The 17,796-nt window shown below is 51.0% G+C and carries 19 protein-coding genes; 2 read left to right on the top strand and 17 right to left on the bottom strand.

Features of this window, described 5'->3' with window-relative positions:
• Window positions 1-3 precede the first annotated feature (3 nt).
• From mtnP to J7438_RS05570, 6 genes are all read right to left on the bottom strand, one after another.
• Window positions 4-849 (bottom strand): S-methyl-5'-thioadenosine phosphorylase, encoded by an 846-nt coding sequence (mtnP, locus tag J7438_RS05595; RefSeq protein WP_209275758.1) that lies wholly within the window; start codon window positions 847-849, stop codon window positions 4-6.
• A gap of 21 nt (window positions 850-870) precedes the next feature.
• Window positions 871-1,830 (bottom strand): radical SAM protein, encoded by a 960-nt coding sequence (locus J7438_RS05590; RefSeq protein ID WP_209275757.1) that lies wholly within the window; start codon window positions 1,828-1,830, stop codon window positions 871-873.
• Between the two features lie 348 nt (window positions 1,831-2,178).
• Window positions 2,179-2,916, bottom strand: coding sequence for a Fic family protein (locus J7438_RS05585; protein WP_209275756.1), 738 nt, complete (start codon window positions 2,914-2,916; stop codon window positions 2,179-2,181).
• Between the two features lie 504 nt (window positions 2,917-3,420).
• Window positions 3,421-3,738 carry a nucleotidyltransferase family protein gene (locus J7438_RS05580; protein ID WP_209275755.1) on the bottom strand — a complete coding sequence of 106 codons (318 nt, stop codon included), beginning with the start codon at window positions 3,736-3,738 and terminating at the stop codon, window positions 3,421-3,423.
• A complete protein-coding gene (locus J7438_RS05575) occupies window positions 3,731-4,165 on the bottom strand; it encodes a nucleotidyltransferase substrate binding protein (RefSeq protein WP_209275754.1) in 435 nt (144 codons plus the stop codon). Before J7438_RS05575 ends, J7438_RS05580 begins: the two co-directional genes overlap by 8 nt.
• Before the next feature lie 60 nt (window positions 4,166-4,225).
• Window positions 4,226-4,765: an SPOR domain-containing protein gene (locus J7438_RS05570; protein ID WP_209275753.1), complete on the bottom strand. Its 540-nt coding sequence runs from the start codon at window positions 4,763-4,765 to the stop codon at window positions 4,226-4,228.
• 141 nt (window positions 4,766-4,906) lie between these two features.
• Between J7438_RS05570 and J7438_RS05565 the strand changes: the two genes are divergently transcribed.
• Complete coding sequence (locus J7438_RS05565) at window positions 4,907-5,344, top strand: DUF29 domain-containing protein (protein ID WP_209275752.1); 438 nt, start codon at window positions 4,907-4,909, stop codon at window positions 5,342-5,344.
• A gap of 23 nt (window positions 5,345-5,367) precedes the next feature.
• On the opposite strand, the gene folC is transcribed toward J7438_RS05565, so the two are convergent.
• From folC to J7438_RS05520, 9 genes are all read right to left on the bottom strand, one after another.
• Entirely contained in the window at window positions 5,368-6,669 is a 1,302-nt protein-coding gene (folC, locus tag J7438_RS05560) for a bifunctional tetrahydrofolate synthase/dihydrofolate synthase (protein ID WP_209275751.1), read from the bottom strand.
• 62 nt (window positions 6,670-6,731) lie between these two features.
• A complete protein-coding gene (gene accD / locus J7438_RS05555) occupies window positions 6,732-7,637 on the bottom strand; it encodes an acetyl-CoA carboxylase, carboxyltransferase subunit beta (protein ID WP_209275750.1) in 906 nt (301 codons plus the stop codon).
• Window positions 7,634-8,461 (bottom strand): tryptophan synthase subunit alpha, encoded by an 828-nt coding sequence (gene trpA, locus J7438_RS05550; protein ID WP_286196422.1) that lies wholly within the window; start codon window positions 8,459-8,461, stop codon window positions 7,634-7,636. The genes accD and trpA overlap by 4 nt, the downstream gene beginning before the upstream one ends.
• 12 nt (window positions 8,462-8,473) lie before the next feature.
• The gene (gene trpB / locus J7438_RS05545) at window positions 8,474-9,658 is read right to left on the bottom strand and encodes a tryptophan synthase subunit beta (RefSeq protein WP_286196429.1); all 1,185 of its coding nucleotides are present in this window, start codon (window positions 9,656-9,658) and stop codon (window positions 8,474-8,476) included.
• A gap of 71 nt (window positions 9,659-9,729) precedes the next feature.
• Window positions 9,730-10,434 (bottom strand): phosphoribosylanthranilate isomerase, encoded by a 705-nt coding sequence (locus J7438_RS05540; protein WP_353620096.1) that lies wholly within the window; start codon window positions 10,432-10,434, stop codon window positions 9,730-9,732.
• 109 nt (window positions 10,435-10,543) lie between these two features.
• On the bottom strand, window positions 10,544-11,347 hold the full coding sequence (gene truA / locus J7438_RS05535) for a tRNA pseudouridine(38-40) synthase TruA (RefSeq protein WP_209200121.1): 804 nt from the start codon (window positions 11,345-11,347) through the stop codon (window positions 10,544-10,546).
• Window positions 11,348-11,668: 321 nt separating this feature from the next.
• On the bottom strand, window positions 11,669-12,949 hold the full coding sequence (locus J7438_RS05530) for an aromatic amino acid transporter (RefSeq protein WP_209275749.1): 1,281 nt from the start codon (window positions 12,947-12,949) through the stop codon (window positions 11,669-11,671).
• Window positions 12,950-12,966: 17 nt separating this feature from the next.
• Window positions 12,967-14,076, bottom strand: coding sequence for an aminotransferase class V-fold PLP-dependent enzyme (locus tag J7438_RS05525; protein WP_209275748.1), 1,110 nt, complete (start codon window positions 14,074-14,076; stop codon window positions 12,967-12,969).
• Window positions 14,069-15,268, bottom strand: coding sequence for a PrnB family protein (locus J7438_RS05520; RefSeq protein WP_209200118.1), 1,200 nt, complete (start codon window positions 15,266-15,268; stop codon window positions 14,069-14,071). Before J7438_RS05520 ends, J7438_RS05525 begins: the two co-directional genes overlap by 8 nt.
• A gap of 117 nt (window positions 15,269-15,385) precedes the next feature.
• Here J7438_RS05520 and J7438_RS05515 point away from each other — a divergent pair, with 117 nt between their 5' ends.
• Window positions 15,386-15,691 carry a hypothetical protein gene (locus J7438_RS05515; RefSeq protein ID WP_209275747.1) on the top strand — a complete coding sequence of 102 codons (306 nt, stop codon included), beginning with the start codon at window positions 15,386-15,388 and terminating at the stop codon, window positions 15,689-15,691.
• 350 nt (window positions 15,692-16,041) lie between these two features.
• Here J7438_RS05515 and J7438_RS05510 read toward each other — a convergent pair whose 3' ends face one another.
• The gene (locus J7438_RS05510; RefSeq protein ID WP_209275746.1) at window positions 16,042-16,674 is read right to left on the bottom strand and encodes a hypothetical protein; all 633 of its coding nucleotides are present in this window, start codon (window positions 16,672-16,674) and stop codon (window positions 16,042-16,044) included.
• A 150-nt stretch (window positions 16,675-16,824) separates the two neighbouring features.
• A complete protein-coding gene (locus tag J7438_RS05505) occupies window positions 16,825-17,790 on the bottom strand; it encodes a hypothetical protein (RefSeq protein ID WP_209275745.1) in 966 nt (321 codons plus the stop codon).
• Window positions 17,791-17,796 lie beyond the last annotated feature (6 nt).

The raw sequence follows: 17,796 nt of genomic DNA, 5'->3' as shown, positions 1-17,796 counted from the left end.
AAACTAAGCTCGCAGGACTTCCAGCATTGCCAGCTGCTCTTCATTCAATGCGCTGTCAGGGGTGAGCACCGCCATTTCAAGTGCTTTACGGTAGTCTTCATCAATGGTCGGCAAGGGCAAAGCCAACAGCGCCATCAGCAGTTCCCTGGCCTTCGCAAGGCTTGCGTTAAACCGTTCTATCACCGCCTGAACCGTCACATGTTGATCAGGATCATCAAGCCAGCAATCATAATCGGTGGCGATGCAGATGGTTGCGTAAGAGAGCTGCGCCTCACGGGCGAGGAACACTTCCGGAACATTGGTCATGCCGACAAGATCGCATCCAGCTCGCCGCATGAAAAAGCTCTCGGCCTTTGTACCAAGGCGCGGCCCCTCAACGCAGGCGTAGGTCTTATCCATATGCAACTTGACGGCTTTTTCCTGTGCTACCTGCTTCACCCAGCCGGACAGTGCAGGGCACGTTGGTACCGCAGTGGAAACGTGCGCAGCAATGCCATTACCGAAGAAGGTACCCTCGCGCTTACCTTTGGTAAGGTCGAGATATTGAGAGGGAATGGAAAAATCACCAGGCGCAATTTCTTCGCGCAGACTGCCAACCGCTGAGAACCCCAATACCATTCGCGCACCGGCCTGCTTTAGCGCATACATATTTGCCCGGTAATTGATCTCGTGGGGCAGGAAGGAATGCCCCTTACCATGGCGAGGTAAGAACAGAATTTCCCGGTCGCCTGTTTTCAGTGTGCAAAGCGGGGCAGATGGCGTGCCGAACGGTGTATCGACTTCTTCTTCTGATACCAGTTCCAGACCTTCAACGTCGTAAAGACCTGTTCCCCCAATAATTGCCAGCATTTGTCAGTTACCCGAGAATTTCTAATCTTTTACGCTGCAAGCGCCGCCGCCGAGCACGCAGAACTTTGCGCAGAACACATGATTGAGCGAAACCGGTTTCGACGCTTCTACAAGCGTTGGTCCCAGATCAAACTGCCGGTCATAGGCAAGTAGTGTACACGACTGAACCGTTGGGCGATCATCGCCCTTGTGCTTCACTACCATGCGGGAGGATGAGCACATCATGTCGGACGGATCGACATTCAAAATGCCCCAGCAATCGGTGGTGATCTCGGGAACATCCTCAGCAGGTTCCATTTCAGGAAACAGGACCAGTTGCTTGCGATCGAACGCATTGATCTTGATGTTGTTGTTGGCAAAGAACCTGGCAAATCCAGACCTTAGTTTCTCTTCTTCCTCGCCCCAGCGGGTGCGTCCGCCAATATCGATGGTAAACTCGTTGTCAGACAGCCATTTAAGCCCCAGCATCATTGGCTTCCAGCTGTTTTTGCCGCGCTCATCCTCATGCAGTTCCGGTTGGAAATGATCGACCGAAACCCGCAGTGTCATCTTCGCTCCGAATTTATGATTAAGCCGTAGCAGATCATCTGCGCATTTCATCATCGGCCTCATGGCATTGGTCAGTACCAGCAACGCAAAGCCTCGCTCCAGCACACTCTCCATGATCGGAATGATGTCCGGGTTCATGAAAGGCTCGCCGCCGGTGATGCCAATTTCGGTCGTGCCTAAATCCTGATCCCTGATCTCGTTGAGATAGGTGACCACTTCCGCATGGGAGATGTAAACCAGCCGGTCATTCCTGGGCGTGGATTCAATATAGCAATTCTTGCATGCCAGATTGCATAGGGTTCCGGTATTGAACCATAAGGTCGACAAGTGCTTCAGGCCGACTTTGGCACGGGGCTCGCCTTTTTCTGTCCAGTCAGGGTTTGAAAACTTGCCCGACTTTTCAAGCGCTTCTTTATTGATAATCAAGTTCATGCAGTTCATTCCGGTTGGCGAGACGCCTTAGCCCCTCATAAACCCAGCCCAGGCTGATTTTCAAATAGCGCTTTTTGCCTGGTCATTCGTGAACCAAATAACCATATTTGCGCCTCAGGGTCTGCCTGATATATCACCTTTCTAATAGCGTTTTGCTCTTCGGTCGTGAGTCTCAATGTTGTCTAATCTAATTTAGAAACGCTGTGAAGAGACAGTGCAGGTCTTTTATTTTTCATAATCAATGTCGTTTAATCACTAACCAGGCCTGACCCCTTGTCTGGCAATCTCATGAATGGCCAGCGCTTCATGCCGGGTATCATGAATCAGAACATCCACTTTCAATTCACATTACTCTATAATACGGATATAACTCTTCAAAGCCTCTTCCTGGGCGCTGGTCACCATGTCAATAAATCGCCCGTAGTCCTTTTGGGTATGCGCTTTATCCAGAGCCTCATAATAGGCCAGACGGTTTTCCTTGCGGATAATGACCGGCAAGTAACCACTGCCCATCAAATCAAAGTTCATTAACAGCCGGGCGGTTCGGCCATTGCCATCAACAAAGGGATGAATACCCACAAAATCCACATGCAGCCGGGCAGACCGCTCCAGGGGGTGACAGCTCTGCTGCTGGTACCATTCAACCAAATCATTCATCAGCTGCGGCAAGTGGTAATGCTCGGGAGGTGTGTGCTCGGCACCAGCAATAACAACATTCTCCTGCCGGTAGCGACCTGCATTGCCATCATCTATGTTTTTCAATACTAACTGGTGAATACTTTTTACCAGTCTTTCGCTGAATGGCTCATCCCTTTCTACTACCGACTCCACCCATTCAATAGCCTCACGGTGATTAATGGCCTCAAAATGCTCCCGAAGGGATTTACCGCCAACAGTAATACCCTCAAACACTACCTTCGTTTCTTTCAGGCTCAGGGTATTGCCCTCAATCGCATTTGAGTGGTAGGTCCATTCCAGTACCAGAGCCTCATGGAGTGACCGGACCGTTTCTTTCGGCAGAGGCCTTAAGGTATCAAGCTGGTGCTTAAGTGCATCAATCTTGTCAAATCGGTTTGTGTTATTCATTTGACCTCAGGCTCTGCCTGTTAAATCACCTTTCAGGACTAATCTATCTTTTGCTGGTTACAACGCTCAATGCTTCAGATTTGAAGACCTGGCAGAAACGTCGCTCTAAATTTCCGACTATATTGAGGAATTTTATAAGAGAGGCAGTAAAAAGAAAGGTAAACAGCAGTTTTATAAGTTGCTCAGCGATACAAACCAACCGAAAAGTACGCTACCGCCCATCGACTTAAGCATATGCCGAAACAGCTGCGCGGAAAACAACCAATCTACTCGAGCAAAAGTTGCATCAGCGTAAAATTTTTTGTGTGACTCCCTAACGTAATAAGGCCTGTTTAAGGCCTTATTGTTTTAGTAGCTTTACAAGAGAGGGGATTCTACACGACAGCCACGAAGTAATCACGACCGGAAAAGCACTTATTCGTAATTTTTTATGAGGGGCATGATCAAAGCACCAAATATCCGAGGATCACCAACCTGCCGGCAAACCCCGCTGTGATTGCAGCCTCACTGGCACCGCCAGAGCACCTGGTGGCTTGCACCTATGCCCTCACGAAAACTATCGGGAATACTGTGCCAGGCAAGTGCCTGCACAATAATGGGGATATTGGAGTCTCGCAAAGTTTCGAGAAACAGGCTCAACTGCTCATAGTCTGTCATCTTGTCCTGATCCGGGGGAAAGTGCACAACCAAATCCAGATCACTGGTGTCATGATTAGTCCCCTTGACCCGGCTACCGTATGCCCAGATTTCAGTGCCCGGGGCAAATATCTGTTCAGCAATAGCACAGATTGCCTTGCGGTCCTTATCCCTGAGATCAATCATTGTCCGCTTGCTCTGAATGCTGTTTTATGGATTTTTCCAGGGCCTGTGCATCCGCCATGAAGTCCGGCAATAATTTCAAGGTGTATTCTGCAAATTTTTTCCCATAGTCATGGGCGGTATTGTTGCGATTATCGCGGTAAGACAACCAGCGCTCTGCCTGTTCCAGTGACAGCAAATCATGCTGAGCAGCTTGCCGAAAGACCTCTTTGAATACCATTCGGTCAACCGCTTTGGGGCTATGCATATAATCCTTTAAACATTTACGCAACAACTTGCCAGCCTGTTCAAGGATGATCTCAAACTCTTTCACACAGGCAGATCGGTACATCTCATAATCGATACTGCCATCTTCAGCCTGGACAACTTTTTCATAGGCCATATCAAGAGTCTTGATACAGCGACTGAAGAACGTTGTATCTATTGTCATAAGTTTTCCTGAATTTGTCTCTACAGAAAGCCTCAAGCGTCACCTTAAGCCCGAGGCCTATTATGGAACATAGCGAACCAGTATACCCTCAAGCCCTAACTCTTTCATGATGGTAACCTTTAGCTGCTGAAGTTCATCCGGCCTTACTTCCGGCCCTATGTAGACCCGATAAAAAACCTTGCCTGTCTCTGTAGAAATTTTCTTCTGAAAAGCACTATACCCTTTAGTCTTTAGCTGTTTTTCCAGGTTGCGGGCATTGTTTTTATCCGCAAAGGTTGCCAACTGGAGAGACCAGGCTTTCAGGTGCCCTGATTCGTCCACACCTGTGGCTTTTTCAGTACGATCACTTTCTGGCTCGAACACAGTTTCAGTGGAGGAAGGCACCACTTCAACAACATCCGGGGGAATATCCAGCTGGTCAACAAATGCAGGCACTGGAGGGGATTCAAGCTTAGGGGCTTCCGGGGAAGGTCTGGAGGTGACCAGCGGATGAGTCTCCCCTCCCCTGAAAAGCGCGGGCGCGAGAATGATCAATAAGGCCAGCAATACCACAGCACCTATTAGTCTTTGCTTAAGTCCCTCGCCCAAGATACGCTCCATAATGATAGATAAACAGTGTTCATCCCTGCACAGATGGCGGGAAGTCAATTAAAGGTTAATTCCTGAAACTCATTGCATCTTAAGCGAATTCCAACTAAACCTACAACAATTAAGCGCGCAATACCGAAGGGACTTATCAGTATGACTGAACCATTATACGAAGCGGATTTTTACAGTTGGACACAGCAGCAGGCAGAACTTATTCGTCAGGGCAGACTGGGAGAACTGGATTTGGACAATATCCTTGAGGAAATTGAAAGCATGGGCAGAAGCGAATACCGGCAATTGAGTCACCGGCTGGATATTCTGCTGATGCATCTGCTTCAGTGGGTCTATCAACCTGGACACCGTAGCAGTAGCTGGCAGGGATCTATTGAAGAGCAGCGATTTCGCATTCGGAAATTGATTAAAGAAAGCCCTGGGTTAAAGCCAAAGATTAATGATGCGATGGTCGATGCCTATCCGGCGGCACGGATTTCTGCCTTTAAGGAAACCGGCATCAGCAAGGAACATTTTCCAGACTCATGCCCATGGACCTACGAACAGATTATGGATGAACAATTCTGGCCTGATATTTGAGCAATTACACTGAAACCTTGTACTCAGTGGCTGCTGGTCAAGGCAGCAGATACCGTCATAAACGATCCCGTAACCAGCACCCTGTCTCCAGAAGTTGAGCTTGCTAAAGCATGATGCAGTGCTTCAGCAACATTGTGATAGCGATTAACTGAATACCCTCGATCAACCAACTTCTGCGCCAGCTCTTGTTCAGGCAACGCCCTTGGAGACTCAAACTGAGCAACGTACCACTCATCGACATTGTCACTCACGCAGTCAACAACCGCCATATAATCCTTATCTTTACACATGGCAAACACTGCTCGTGTCTTACCTTCTGCCGGAGACTCATCCAGACGCTGCCCGAGCATTTCTGCAGCCTGAGGATTGTGGGCAACATCCAGCACCACATCGATTGACTCACCTGACGCATTTTCCATCATCAGCTTCTGGAACCGTCCGGTAACCGATACCTGTGACAAGCCTTTTCGAATAGCCTCAATGGCAATAGGTTCTGGCATAAATTGCAGCGCCTGCAATGCCGTCGCTGCATTATCAATCACCACATTGGGAACAGGCAGATTTTCCAGCTTTTGATTTTCACTACCTGACCAATGCCATGTATTACCCGACCTTGCCAGGTTAAACGCCTCTCCCCTGCAATACAGGGCACTACCAAGACGCTCAGCCATGTCAGTGATTGCCTGCGGCACTGGCCAATCCCCAAAAATTGCAGGTTTACCGGCACGAAATATTCCTGACTTCTCTTTGGCAATCGCTTCAATGCTAAAACCAAGGTATTCCTGATGATCGAGCGCCACCGTGGTAATTACCGACACATCCGGGTCAATCACATTGGTAGCATCCAGTCGCCCACCCAGGCCAACTTCCATCAGCGCCACATCCACCTCCGCCCTTTTAAAGCAGTCCACGGCGGCCAGGGTGGCAAATTCAAAATAGGTTAGCCATGTCGTTTTTCGACCTTCATTTATCTTCTCAAAAGCATCACATAGCCAGTCATCACTGACTTGTTCGCCATTAATGCGAATTCTTTCGTTAAACTTGAGAAAATGAGGTGATGTAAATAGACCTACCTTGTAACCAGCAGCCAGCAGAACAGCTTCAAGAACAGCCAGCGTCGAGCCTTTGCCATTGGTGCCGCCCACGGTAATAACGAACGGCGCGGGTTTGAGCAAATCCAATCGGTCACCCACCAGCCGAATCCGGTCCAGCCCAAAGTCGATTTCATGCTCCGGACGAGTTTCTTCCATCCAGGTTAACCACTGTGCAAGGCTTTTTTCTTTCTTTTCAACAGAGGACAACGTCACATCTCCAGACGTATGCATTCCCACGCAGGACCCTCAGGGCCTGACAGCGTGGGAATGAGAGAGATAAAAATAAGGTGGGATCAGGCAACTTCTTCTGCAGGATCAGCAAGTTCCACATCAGCATCCGGCCTGCCCTGCATTTTCCGGCAAAGCCTGGCGATAGTGGATCGCAAATCAGAACGGGAAACAATCATATCAATAGCACCGTGATCCAGCAGGAATTCACTGCGCTGGAAGCCTTCCGGCAGCTTTTCCCGGACGGTCTGTTCAATCACCCTGGGACCGGCAAAACCTATCAGGGCACCGGGCTCAGCCATATTGATATCACCGAGCATGGCCAGACTGGCAGAAACACCACCGTACACCGGATCAGTCATCACAGAGATATAAGGAATACCCGCCTGGCGCATTCTTTCCAGGGCCGCACTGGTTTTCGCCATCTGCATCAGGGAAAACAGGGCTTCCTGCATTCGTGCACCGCCACTGGCTGAAAAACAGATCAGCGGCATCTTCTCTGCCAGGCACAACTCGGCAGCACGGGCAAACTTTTCCCCGACCACCGACCCCATGGAGCCACCCATAAAAGAAAACTCAAAGGCAACGGCAGCAACCGGAATCTCCTCGACGGTACCACGCATGGCAACCAGGGCATCTTTTTCGCCGGTCTGCTTTTGCGCCGTTGCCAGTCGATCACGGTACTTTTTAGTGTCGCGAAACTTCAAGCGGTCATTGGGCTCAAGGTCAGCAAACAGCTCTGCCTTTCCTTCCTTGTCAAGAAAGTAATCCAGTCGCGTGCGGGCACTGATTCGCATATGATGCTGGCATTTGGGACAAACACCCAGGTTTCTATCCAACTCGGGGCGATAGAGAAAGGCCTCACACTTCACGCACTTGCGCCAAAGCCCTTCTGGCACACTGCTGCTTTTCTGCGCAATAGTAGCGCGTGATAACGATGGAATCAGTTTATCGACTAACCAGTTGCTCATTCATTCGTCCTGTCATCGTCCATAGCTGAGCGCATTTCGGCAATTCGGCTGGCAACGCGGTCAATGGAGGCCTGTCCCTCATTGCCATACTGAGCCAGCTCAGAGACCAGCACACTGCCCGCAATAACGCCGTCTGCCATTCGCCCAATGGCGGCAGCCGAGGCACCATCACGGATACCAAAGCCAACACACACCGGAACATCAGCAAAACGCCGGATGTGGTTGACCCGCTCTTCAACTTCTGCCGTATTCAAGGTTGCCGCACCGGTTACCCCTTTCAGGGATACATAATAGAGATAACCACTGGCAACTCGGCAGATCTTGGCAATTCGTTCATCGGATGTGGTCGGGGTAATCAGGTTGATCATGTCAATACCACGGTCATGCAGCATATCCAGTAAATCACCTGCGGCTTCCGGTGGCAGATCCACCATCAGCACACCGTCAACACCCGCCTGACTGGCCAACTCAACAAACCGCTGGTAGCCCATAATCTCTACCGGATTGAGATAGCCCATCAGGATAATCGGTGTGTCATTATCCCTTTCCCGGAATTCAGAAACCATTGCAAAAACGTCATGCAATGTAACACCTTGTGATACCGCCCGCTCATGGGCCTGGGCAATCACCGGTCCATCCGCCACCGGGTCCGAGAAGGGAAAGCCCAGCTCAATCATATCCGCCCCATGGTCCACCAGCTGGTGCATGACCTCGACGGTCTTGCCCGGAGGGTCACCGGCAAGAATGTAGGGTATCAGTGCTTTACGTTCACGCCCCTGCAAGGTTTCAAAGCGGGCTTTGATTCTGTTTATTTCACGACTCATGCTGTGCCCACCTTATACTTCGAGGCCACTTTCTATCCCGTCAAGGGCAGCAACCGTATGAATATCCTTATCACCACGACCAGACAGGTTACAGATAATGATCTGGTCTTTGTCCATCGTGGGTGCCAGTTTATCAATCCAGGCCAGGGCATGGGCACTTTCCAGCGCTGGCATAATGCCTTCCAGGCGGGTCAGCTTGCGAAAGGCCGCCAGGGCCTCTTCATCCGTTGCCGCCGGGTATTGTGCACGGCCGATATCTTTCAGGTAACTATGTTCTGGCCCAACCCCCGGATAGTCCAATCCGGCCGACACAGAGTGGCTCTCAATAATCTGGCCATGTTCGTTGGTCATCAGATAGGTTCTTGCGCCCTGCAGAACGCCCGGGCGGCCGGAACTCATCCGGGCCGCATGCTTATCGGTATCCACACCGTGCCCTGCCGCTTCAACACCGTACAGCTTAACGTCTGTATCCTGGATAAATTCGTGGAACAGCCCCATGGCATTGGAACCACCACCCACACAGGCAACCAGGGCATCCGGCAGGCGTCCTTCCTTTTCCAGAATCTGCCGACGGGCTTCCCGGCCAATAATACTCTGCAGATTACGCACCATTTCAGGATAGGGTGAAGGGCCACAAACTGTGCCCAACAGATAGAAGGTATCTTCAGGACGTGCTACCCAATCCCTGAGCGCTTCATTAATCGCGTCTTTCAGCGTCTGGGACCCGGTTTCTACCGGCACCACGGTAGCTCCCAAAAGTTTCATGCGATAGACGTTCAATGCCTGACGTTTTACGTCCTTGGCCCCCATATAAACCACACACTCCAACCCAAGGCGGGCGGCCACCGTCGCCGAGGCAACACCGTGCTGACCGGCACCGGTTTCGGCAATAATCCGGGTTTTCCCCATATGTTTGGCCAGCAGCGCCTGGCCAACCGCGTGATTGATTTTGTGGGCACCGGTATGATTGAGGTCTTCACGCTTCAGGTAGATCTTTGCGCCACCCAGCGCCTGAGTCCATCGCTCAGCAAAATAGAGCGGTGAAGGACGGCCAACAAAGTCAGCCAGGTCACGATCAAAATCTTCCTGAAAGGTCTTGTCCTGCCAGAGCTCACGCCAGGTGCGGTCAAGGTCTTCCAGCGCACCCATCAGGGTTTCGGCCACGAAACGTCCACCGTAACGGCCAAAATGCCCCATTAAATCCGGTTGATCGTACTTGTGTTCTTCAGAAGAAAGAACGGGGGACTCAGAAATTTCTTGATCGACCATCATCTTCCTGCCGCCTTGATAAAGGCTTTGATTTTATCGTGATCCTTAATGCCAGGCTGACTCTCTACGCCACTGCTGACATCAACTCCATAGGGTCGAACCCTGTTCACTGCCTGAGCAATATTGTCAGGACTCAGACCTCCGGCCAGCACCATCGGTTTATTCAGCTCATGGGGTATCAAATCCCAGTCAAAAGACTCACCGGTACCACCCACCTCCCCGGGCTTATAACTGTCCAGCAGGTAGCCACAGGCACTGGTATAGGGGGCCACCATGTCGGCCACGGCAATATCCGGACGAACACGGAAAGCCTTCATATAACGTACCCCCCAGCGGGCGCACTCGATTTCCGGTTCAGTGCCATGAAATTGCAGAAGTGAAAGAGGAACCGCGTCCAGAACCGATTGAATCAGCTCATCAGAGGCGTCGACAAACAGCCCAACCACTGAGACAAACGGCGGCAGAGCCCGGACAATCTCCACGGCCTGCTCAACCGTGACGCAACGACGGCTTTTCCGGTAAAACACCAGACCGATGGCATCCGCCCCGCTGTCAGCGGCGATCAGACCATCGTCAACACGGGTAATTCCGCAGATTTTTATACGAGGAGATACTTCCATTTCCCGGTGTTCTCTTTCCCACGCCCTGCGTCTGGAAACGAACACAGAGCCAACCACAGGGTAAGGGCTTGAAGGTGCTTTCACACTGTACTGCCGAAGATCAATGCGAAAGGATAGGCAACCCCTGAGCGATCGTTGATCTTATCAGAACATTTCGGTGATTACTGCACTTGATTCCGGAAAAGGTGCCAATTCACAACGGAATTAATGGCGCAATAAAGTGCGGGTTCGATTCACTGGCCGGCAGTCCAAACACCTTATCGTATCCGGCATCGACAAAATAAAGCCCACAGGGCGAAGCGGTTACCCCACCCTGGGCACGATCCCGGGCATCCAGCACCTCTTTTGCCCAGCCGGGCTCACGTTTGCCGCAACCCACCGCCATTAACACCCCGGCAAAATTACGAATCATATGATGCAAAAACGCATTGGCCTGCACATCAATAACAATCAGCGGTCCGTGCCGAGAGATATCCAGCCGGGTCACATGCCTGACCGGGTTCTTTGCCTGACACTGAATCGCACGATAAGAGGTAAAATCATGTTCGCCCACCAGGCACTCTGCCGCCGCCTTCATGCGCTCAACATCCAGCGGCCGATAGTTCCAGGTCACCCCTTTGGAGAGATGTGCTGGCCGAATGGGATGGTTATAAATAACGTAACGATAACGTCGCCACAGGGCAGAAAAGCGGGCATGAAAGTCATCAGAAACCGGCTTCACCCAGTTTACGGCCACGTCATCCGGCAAATTGGCATTAGCACCATAAGCCCAGCCCCGCTCTGTACGAACGGCATCCGTATCAAAATGAATAATCTGGTTACAGCCATGAACCCGGGCATCGGTTCTTCCTGCACAGACAACGGCAACAGGATGGTTAGCCACTTTTGACAGTGCAGCTTCTACAGCAGCCTGCACAGTAGGCAAACCGGTTTTAAGAATTTGCCAACCAAAAAAACGGGAGCCATCGTATTGAACACTGGCAGCATAACGGGGCATGAAAGAAAAACACCTATAGAAAAAAGTCAGACACAGGTTTTAAGCAGGTAGATTACCACCAAGAGATGCTACCGGGTTAGTACAGACATGCTCTGGTATAGATACACAGACACCTCGTCCCCAAGACTGTTATACAAATTCAGTCTTCTAAGGATTTGTTGCGAAATAACTTCCTCTTTTTGCCACGGAGACACGGAGTCACAGAGGAAAAGATTTTTTCTTTTCTCCGTGCCTCCGTGTCTCCGTGGCAAGGTTTTTCTCTTTACCGGGCAACATTGGAAATGTGGAAATTATTTCAGGACAATTCCTTAACCACTCCTGTCAGCCATTGAACACCGGCACTCTCCCCAACATGGAGAGAAAATGAAACGCAGCGGTTAACACCCCGAACGCCACGGTCAAATAAATCATCACTGAGCCTCCCGGTGCTTTATAGCCTGTGCCCTGCTCAAGTCTTTTCCGGGATTTATGCACCAGCAATGCCGGAATAATGCAAGTCCATACCGTTGCAGCAGCGCCAGCGTAGCCAATGGCAATCACAAAGCCAAAGGGAAACAACAGCGACAGCAGCAGGGGGGGGATAAAGGTCACCAGCCAGCTTTTCGTGCGCCCTGTGCTGGTATCCTCAAACCCGAAAAGATCTGCCAGAAAATCAAATAAACCAAGGCCAACGCCAACAAATGAAGAGATAATGGCCGCCATTGAGAAAACATTGAGGGCACTGGTGACGTTTTGGGAGACAGTCGCTGAGCCCAGGGCGTTTAACAGCACATCCACATTCCCGCCCTGTGCAATCACAGCACCGAAATCAGAGCGAAGCAAGTTGCCAAAAATGCTGATCAGCCAAAACACATAGAGCGCAAGGGCGATGGAGGTACCACCGAGAATGGCATATCCGGCCTTGCTCTCGTCACCATAATAGGCCCGTATGGACGACACCGAGTGATGATAACCAAAGGAAGTGAGGGCCACAGGCAGCAGGGCCATGGCGTAAGGGGCATAACGGTCATCTGTACCGAGTGAGTCAAAAAGAACGGCCATATCCACATTGGCAGCCAAGCCGGAAACCCCATAGGTAAAACTCAATACCATCAGTGTGACCAGGAACACAGAGATACGGTCAACGGCCCGTGTGGAGTGCCAGACCAGGGCAGAAAAAAGAAGTACAAATATAATGGCAGCGATTTTGCTGTTCAGGCCCAGCAGCTTATGAAAAACAAGTCCTGAAGACGTGATGTAGGCATAGAGAAGGATACCGGCAACGAAGTAAACGGTAATATTGTTGATAACGTTAACTTTTCTCCCCAACAGGTCCCGGGTAACGCTGTTAAAGGAGACTTTCAGGTCATAGTGTTTGAATGCCTCCAGTAACATCCAGCCGGAGACGGTCATGACCAGCATGGTAATAATAATGGTCAGAATCGACCAGAACGTCCAGGCACCAGCCCCGGCAATTGGCAGCCCCAGCATTCCGGCCCCGACACAGACACTGGCAATGATACAGGCACCACCGAACAGGGACGGGTCTCTGTTGTCGGTTGGCAGCGAATCAGGCCGTCCCGAATCAATCAGCGTTTTGTTGGCAGGTGAACTCTTACTCACTTTACTTTTCTGAGGTTTTAAATGGTATGTTGAATTGTGGCTATAACCTCGTTGATCTCGTCGGCTGTATTGTAGATATGGGGCGAAAGTCGCATGCCCATGGACCGGACATCAAACTGCACCCGGGCTGACTTCAGTGCTTCCGACACCTGCGCCTGGTTAGCAAAGTCAAGCACCAGGGTCCCCCCCCTGTTCTCTGCCTCCAGGGGAGTGACGACACTGCTCTCAGGAACACTTTCCATGATGCTCCGGGTCAGCGCCAGGTTATGTGTCCGGATCTGCCCCACTCCGATTTCATTCAGTGTGCGAATGCCGCTGGTAGCGACAATATAGGGCAGAACCGAGGGCGTCCCGCCCCAGAATCGCGAAGCATTGTCGGCATATTGAAAGTGTTTAATGTTAAATTCAAAAGGGTTCTGATGGGAAAACCAACCCACATCCATGGGGTTCAGGTGATCAAGAATCTCATCATTAATCCACAGAAACCCGGCACCAGGGCCACCGCACAGCCACTTCACGCAGGAACCCAGAACCACATCGGTCTGCCATATGGCCAGGTCTATCGGTACCACCCCGGCGGACTGGGAAATGTCCACAATGGCAAGGATTTCCCGTTCTCTGGCCAGTGCCGTGATTGCGGCCACGGGCGTCAGTCGGCCAGTATTATAGTGGGCATGAGTCACCAGGACGGCGCACACATCGCCGGTCATGAAATCGGACCATTGATCAATGTCCAGCGGATTCACCGACTTAGGCATAAAGCGCACCCGGTACCCGGCACGCTCAGCCTGCTGCATCACAAACCCCATGGATGGAAAGTCATTTTCTGTCAGCAACAGGGTGTTTCGCGGGCCCGGTTCAGGCAGGCTCATCAGTAACTTGGACAATCCGCTGGACAGATTTACCTGGGGACAGAACTGATCCTCCCTGCCATTCAACAGGGTGGCCAACTCGCCACGGAATTGATCAAACACCGTTATCCAGTCACCCCAGGCATCCGGTTCACCCTGTTCCCACGCTGCAAAAAAGTGACGTTCAACCGCACTTCGGGTTGTAACCGGCAAACGCCCGACAGAGTGGTTTAACAGATAGATACCCTGTGCCGGAGCAAACCGCTGGTTATGCATGGCTCCCTCCGGCAACAGTGGTTAACGAGGAGAGCAGAGTTTGCACGTCCTGGTAACGGGTTGCAATATCGTCCCTGTTGGCCGCAGTGCGCAGGTCGTGGAGTTTTTTCAGCGCCGCGATCAATACCTGCAGTGGCGGCCCGCTGGCGGTTATATCCTGTTTTTCACTCAGGGCGTTGTCGTTGGCGGGCTTGACGACGAAGTGTTTTACCAATTGTTCATGGTGCTGAATGGCCGTTTTTCCATGGGCTTCGCAAACGGCGAGAAACTCACCGAGGTTATCCTGATACCACTGTTCGTGATGGCTGGATTGCGGGGTCGCCAGGAATTCATCCATCAGACTCCTGCGGCGCATGCAGTCCCGCAACAATAACTGATCTTCCGGGCGCATAAACAGAAACTTGTCCACCAACAGTTGCGAATAATATGGGTCATCCGCCCGACAGACACCCAGTAGCAGATCGATCACATTAATTCCGGCAAAATCCCCCGCATTGGCCCCACGGTATTCGTTTCTGCCGACCCGGTGAGTTTTGTAATAGGGGCGCACACAATAAAAGAAACGATCGACGTCTAACACATTAAACAGGGCAGTGTTGTTGTCAAGAACGTCATCCAGTGCCTGGCGGGCAGCCACGAAAAGATCCCGGGTGACTGGGTGGGAGATGCCCAGCGGCAGGCTGTGCAACAGGGCTTCAGAGGCCCTGATATAGGCAAATACGCCCCGGGTATTGTAATCCAGAAAACACCGTTCATCCTCCAGTGACGTGAAGGTTCTGTAAACCCCGTCAATGGCTTTGTTGTGGGTTTCGAGATGGGCGGAGGCAAATCGGGGGTGCACGCCCAGGGATGCCCCCAGTTGCATTGCCAGTGCTGATGCATCCTTCAGGGAGGTGTCTGAGGTATCCATAATACCGGGCAGTTCATGTCGGCGGCAGGCCGCAAGGAAGAAACCGACACTTCCCAGCAGATCGAAACCATTGTCAAAACCTTCATCGGTATTGCCTTCACGCAGTAACTGGCGGATAAAATCATTACCCTGCTGAACAAGCTCGCTTTTCAAGTGACAACCAACACCCTGCACAATTTCCCTGTGTTCCCGGGCAAAATAAAGATGCTCAAGTTCAGTATTTAAGGCTTTGAACTCATTTCTGATCCACCGATCAAAACGTTGCGATAACGCTGTTCCCACCAAATTTCTCCGAGGTTGCTAACCACTGTTCTGTTCCATTATAGATATTAACTGACCGTTGTAGATATTAACTCAGTATACGGACAGTCTATGAAAGTGAGTTGCAGATCTTCTCTTTTGACTGTTACAGACAAAGGGCGAATCATTCGATTCGCCCATGTTAAAAACGAAAGCCCGTTTAAATTAACACCATCATCTCTGGTAATCAGCACAGTACTCGACCGCAGTCGTGTTTTTCCATCACTGGCCGGAAAGCTGATGGCCGTATGCTGGATATTAACCCACATGGCTTTGCATCGGGCATGGGGTCACAGCGGTGATTTCACACCCTCTCGACCCAGTCAGAAAGCGTTTCACTTCTGCAGTGACCGGATCGCAGCAGAGCATCTGATTGGTGCCCATATTGATGTTGCCAGTGGATAAACCGGTTTTAAGAATTTGCCAACCCGGACTCATTCCCATGGTCCCGAGGTTGTCGCAAAACCGGTTCTACAGGATTGAATCGTAACAGATTCATTACCCGCTGCTGAAGCACTCTTATCCTTTGGTTCCGTCTGGTGATCTTTGCTATATCATCTACCTGGTACATCATTTCAATGAGATTGAACGTGTACCATCTCCGTTCATCCTGAGCGGAGTCGAAGGGTGTTTGGCACGATCTATCATGGCCAGGAGTTTGCGCCCTTCGAAAGGCTTCAGGACGAACGGAGTGCCAAGGCTTATGATAACGACAACCCGTCAAACTCATTGAAACCATGTACTAGCCAGTTAACTCAGCTGGGATTATTCCTGGTCTGTTCGTCAGGGCTCCCGCCCACAGTGGTTGTCAAACCAAGACGTTCTGCAGCCATTCCGGCACCGGAAAAGGCTGCTTTTGTTGTATAGTCCAGCGCTTTTCCCACCAGGTACCCGACACCTCCACCAACCACGACGGAGCCTGTGCCAGACAGGATTCGGTTCAAAGCACCAGGATGATTCGCACGTATGGCCGCATGTTTTTCTGGTGGCCCCAGTAGCATTAATGGACTTGTGATGGCATTACTGCAACCCAGACCACAGAGCGCTCCTGCGTAGGTACACGCCTGGACAATATGAGAATCCTGCTGAATGAAGGGAGTGATACCAAGGTGATTCATATACGTGGATACGGCATCACGAATTTTCACAGAAGCATGCCAGAAGGCGGTACAACCGTGATAGACCACTTGCCCGAGGAGGTTTCCCGCAAAGCCATAAGCGCCCGTATATAAGACGCGATTCAGAAAATTGTCGTCGACCGAGATGCGGGCTGTATAAAGGCCGAAAGCCAGCCCTGTCATGGTACCAGCCAAAGCAAGAGAATCCTTCATTACTGAGGCAGAAACAATAATGTTGTTCGTTGAGCCTGTACCAGAGTTGATAGCCATTGTTAAGTCCCTCTCAGATATAAGAACGTGACGTTTTACGTAAGGCGACCATGTAGATGCTCAAGTCAGGAAAAGGTTCCTGCTGGCAGGTAATGAAAGTATTTTCAGCGCGTGCACAGCTACACCCGTGCCAGGTGGCTGTCTACCTGTTCAGCGACCAGTGGCTATCGATCTAAGGCATTCAGCCGCCATTCTGGCACCGGAAAAGGCGGCTTTTGCCGTATAGTCCAGCGTTTTTCCCACCAGATATCCGACACCGGCACCGAGCATGACCGAGCCTGAGCCAGACTTGATTCGCTTCATAGCATCAGGAGGAACCAGGCAAGGAGGAGGCTCATAATTGCGTCCCCAGTGCCCACGTCTTTCTATTTCTATTGCCTCTTCTGATAGGATCAGTAATGGAGCTTCGAGGGCACTACTGCAACACAGGCCATACCACGCTCCGGCGCAGGTAAATGCCTGGACAATATGAGAATCCGGACTGAAGGGGGTAATACCAAGGTTATTCATACACGTGGATACGGTAGCACGAATAACCTCAGAGCCTTTCCAGAAGGCGGCACAACCGTGATAGGCATTTTGTGCAATGAGGTATCCAGCAGTGCCACAACCGCCCAAATATGCGCGATGAGTCAGCACATTGTCGTCGTCCGAGAACATAGATACAAAAGAGCCAAAAGCAAGCCCTGACAGGGTACCTGCCACAGACAAAGTATCCTTGATTACAGAGGTAGAAATAACAAAGTCGGTTGTCGAACCTGCACCTGAATTGGTATTCACAGTTGAGCCGCTATCCCGGGCAATATGAGAATCCTGACTGGTGGGGGTAACATCAGGGTTATTGATATGTGTGGATACTGTATCAGGAATTTCCACAGCTCGTTGCCAGAAGGCGGCACAACTGTGATAGGCAGTTTTGGCGATGAGGTGCCCCGCAACGCTACAAGCGCCGACATATGAGGCGCGATTCAGAAAACTGTCGTCGACCGGGAAGCGGGTTATAAGAAAACCGAAAGCAAGCCCTGACAGGGTACCTGCCAAGGTCAAAGTATCCTTCGCTACAGAGGAAGAAATAACAACGTTGGTCGTCGAACCTGCACCTGAGTTGATATTCATAGTTAA

Origin of the sequence: Thalassotalea sp. G20_0 (assembly GCF_017744175.1) — a bacterium.
GTDB lineage: Bacteria > Pseudomonadota > Gammaproteobacteria > Pseudomonadales > Endozoicomonadaceae > Endozoicomonas.
The sequence above is the reverse complement of the archived record's forward strand: the minus strand, read 5'-3'. Positions and strand labels throughout refer to the sequence as shown.

What these genes read in the sequence shown, in the direction of transcription:
- mtnP (WP_209275758.1), bottom strand. Translation starts at nt 849, where the DNA reads ATGCTGGCAATTATTGGGGGAACAGGTCTTTACGACGTTGAAGGTCTG.
- J7438_RS05590 (WP_209275757.1), bottom strand. Translation starts at nt 1,830, where the DNA reads ATGAACTTGATTATCAATAAAGAAGCGCTTGAAAAGTCGGGCAAGTTT.
- J7438_RS05585 (WP_209275756.1), bottom strand. Translation starts at nt 2,916, where the DNA reads ATGAATAACACAAACCGATTTGACAAGATTGATGCACTTAAGCACCAG.
- J7438_RS05580 (WP_209275755.1), bottom strand. Translation starts at nt 3,738, where the DNA reads ATGATTGATCTCAGGGATAAGGACCGCAAGGCAATCTGTGCTATTGCT.
- J7438_RS05575 (WP_209275754.1), bottom strand. Translation starts at nt 4,165, where the DNA reads ATGACAATAGATACAACGTTCTTCAGTCGCTGTATCAAGACTCTTGAT.
- J7438_RS05570 (WP_209275753.1), bottom strand. Translation starts at nt 4,765, where the DNA reads ATGGAGCGTATCTTGGGCGAGGGACTTAAGCAAAGACTAATAGGTGCT.
- J7438_RS05565 (WP_209275752.1), top strand. Translation starts at nt 4,907, where the DNA reads ATGACTGAACCATTATACGAAGCGGATTTTTACAGTTGGACACAGCAG.
- folC (WP_209275751.1), bottom strand. Translation starts at nt 6,669, where the DNA reads ATGCATACGTCTGGAGATGTGACGTTGTCCTCTGTTGAAAAGAAAGAA.
- accD (WP_209275750.1), bottom strand. Translation starts at nt 7,637, where the DNA reads ATGAGCAACTGGTTAGTCGATAAACTGATTCCATCGTTATCACGCGCT.
- trpA (WP_286196422.1), bottom strand. Translation starts at nt 8,461, where the DNA reads ATGAGTCGTGAAATAAACAGAATCAAAGCCCGCTTTGAAACCTTGCAG.
- trpB (WP_286196429.1), bottom strand. Translation starts at nt 9,658, where the DNA reads ATGGGGCATTTTGGCCGTTACGGTGGACGTTTCGTGGCCGAAACCCTG.
- truA (WP_209200121.1), bottom strand. Translation starts at nt 11,347, where the DNA reads ATGCCCCGTTATGCTGCCAGTGTTCAATACGATGGCTCCCGTTTTTTT.
- J7438_RS05525 (WP_209275748.1), bottom strand. Translation starts at nt 14,076, where the DNA reads ATGCATAACCAGCGGTTTGCTCCGGCACAGGGTATCTATCTGTTAAAC.
- J7438_RS05510 (WP_209275746.1), bottom strand. Translation starts at nt 16,674, where the DNA reads ATGGCTATCAACTCTGGTACAGGCTCAACGAACAACATTATTGTTTCT.
- J7438_RS05505 (WP_209275745.1), bottom strand. Translation starts at nt 17,790, where the DNA reads ATGAATATCAACTCAGGTGCAGGTTCGACGACCAACGTTGTTATTTCT.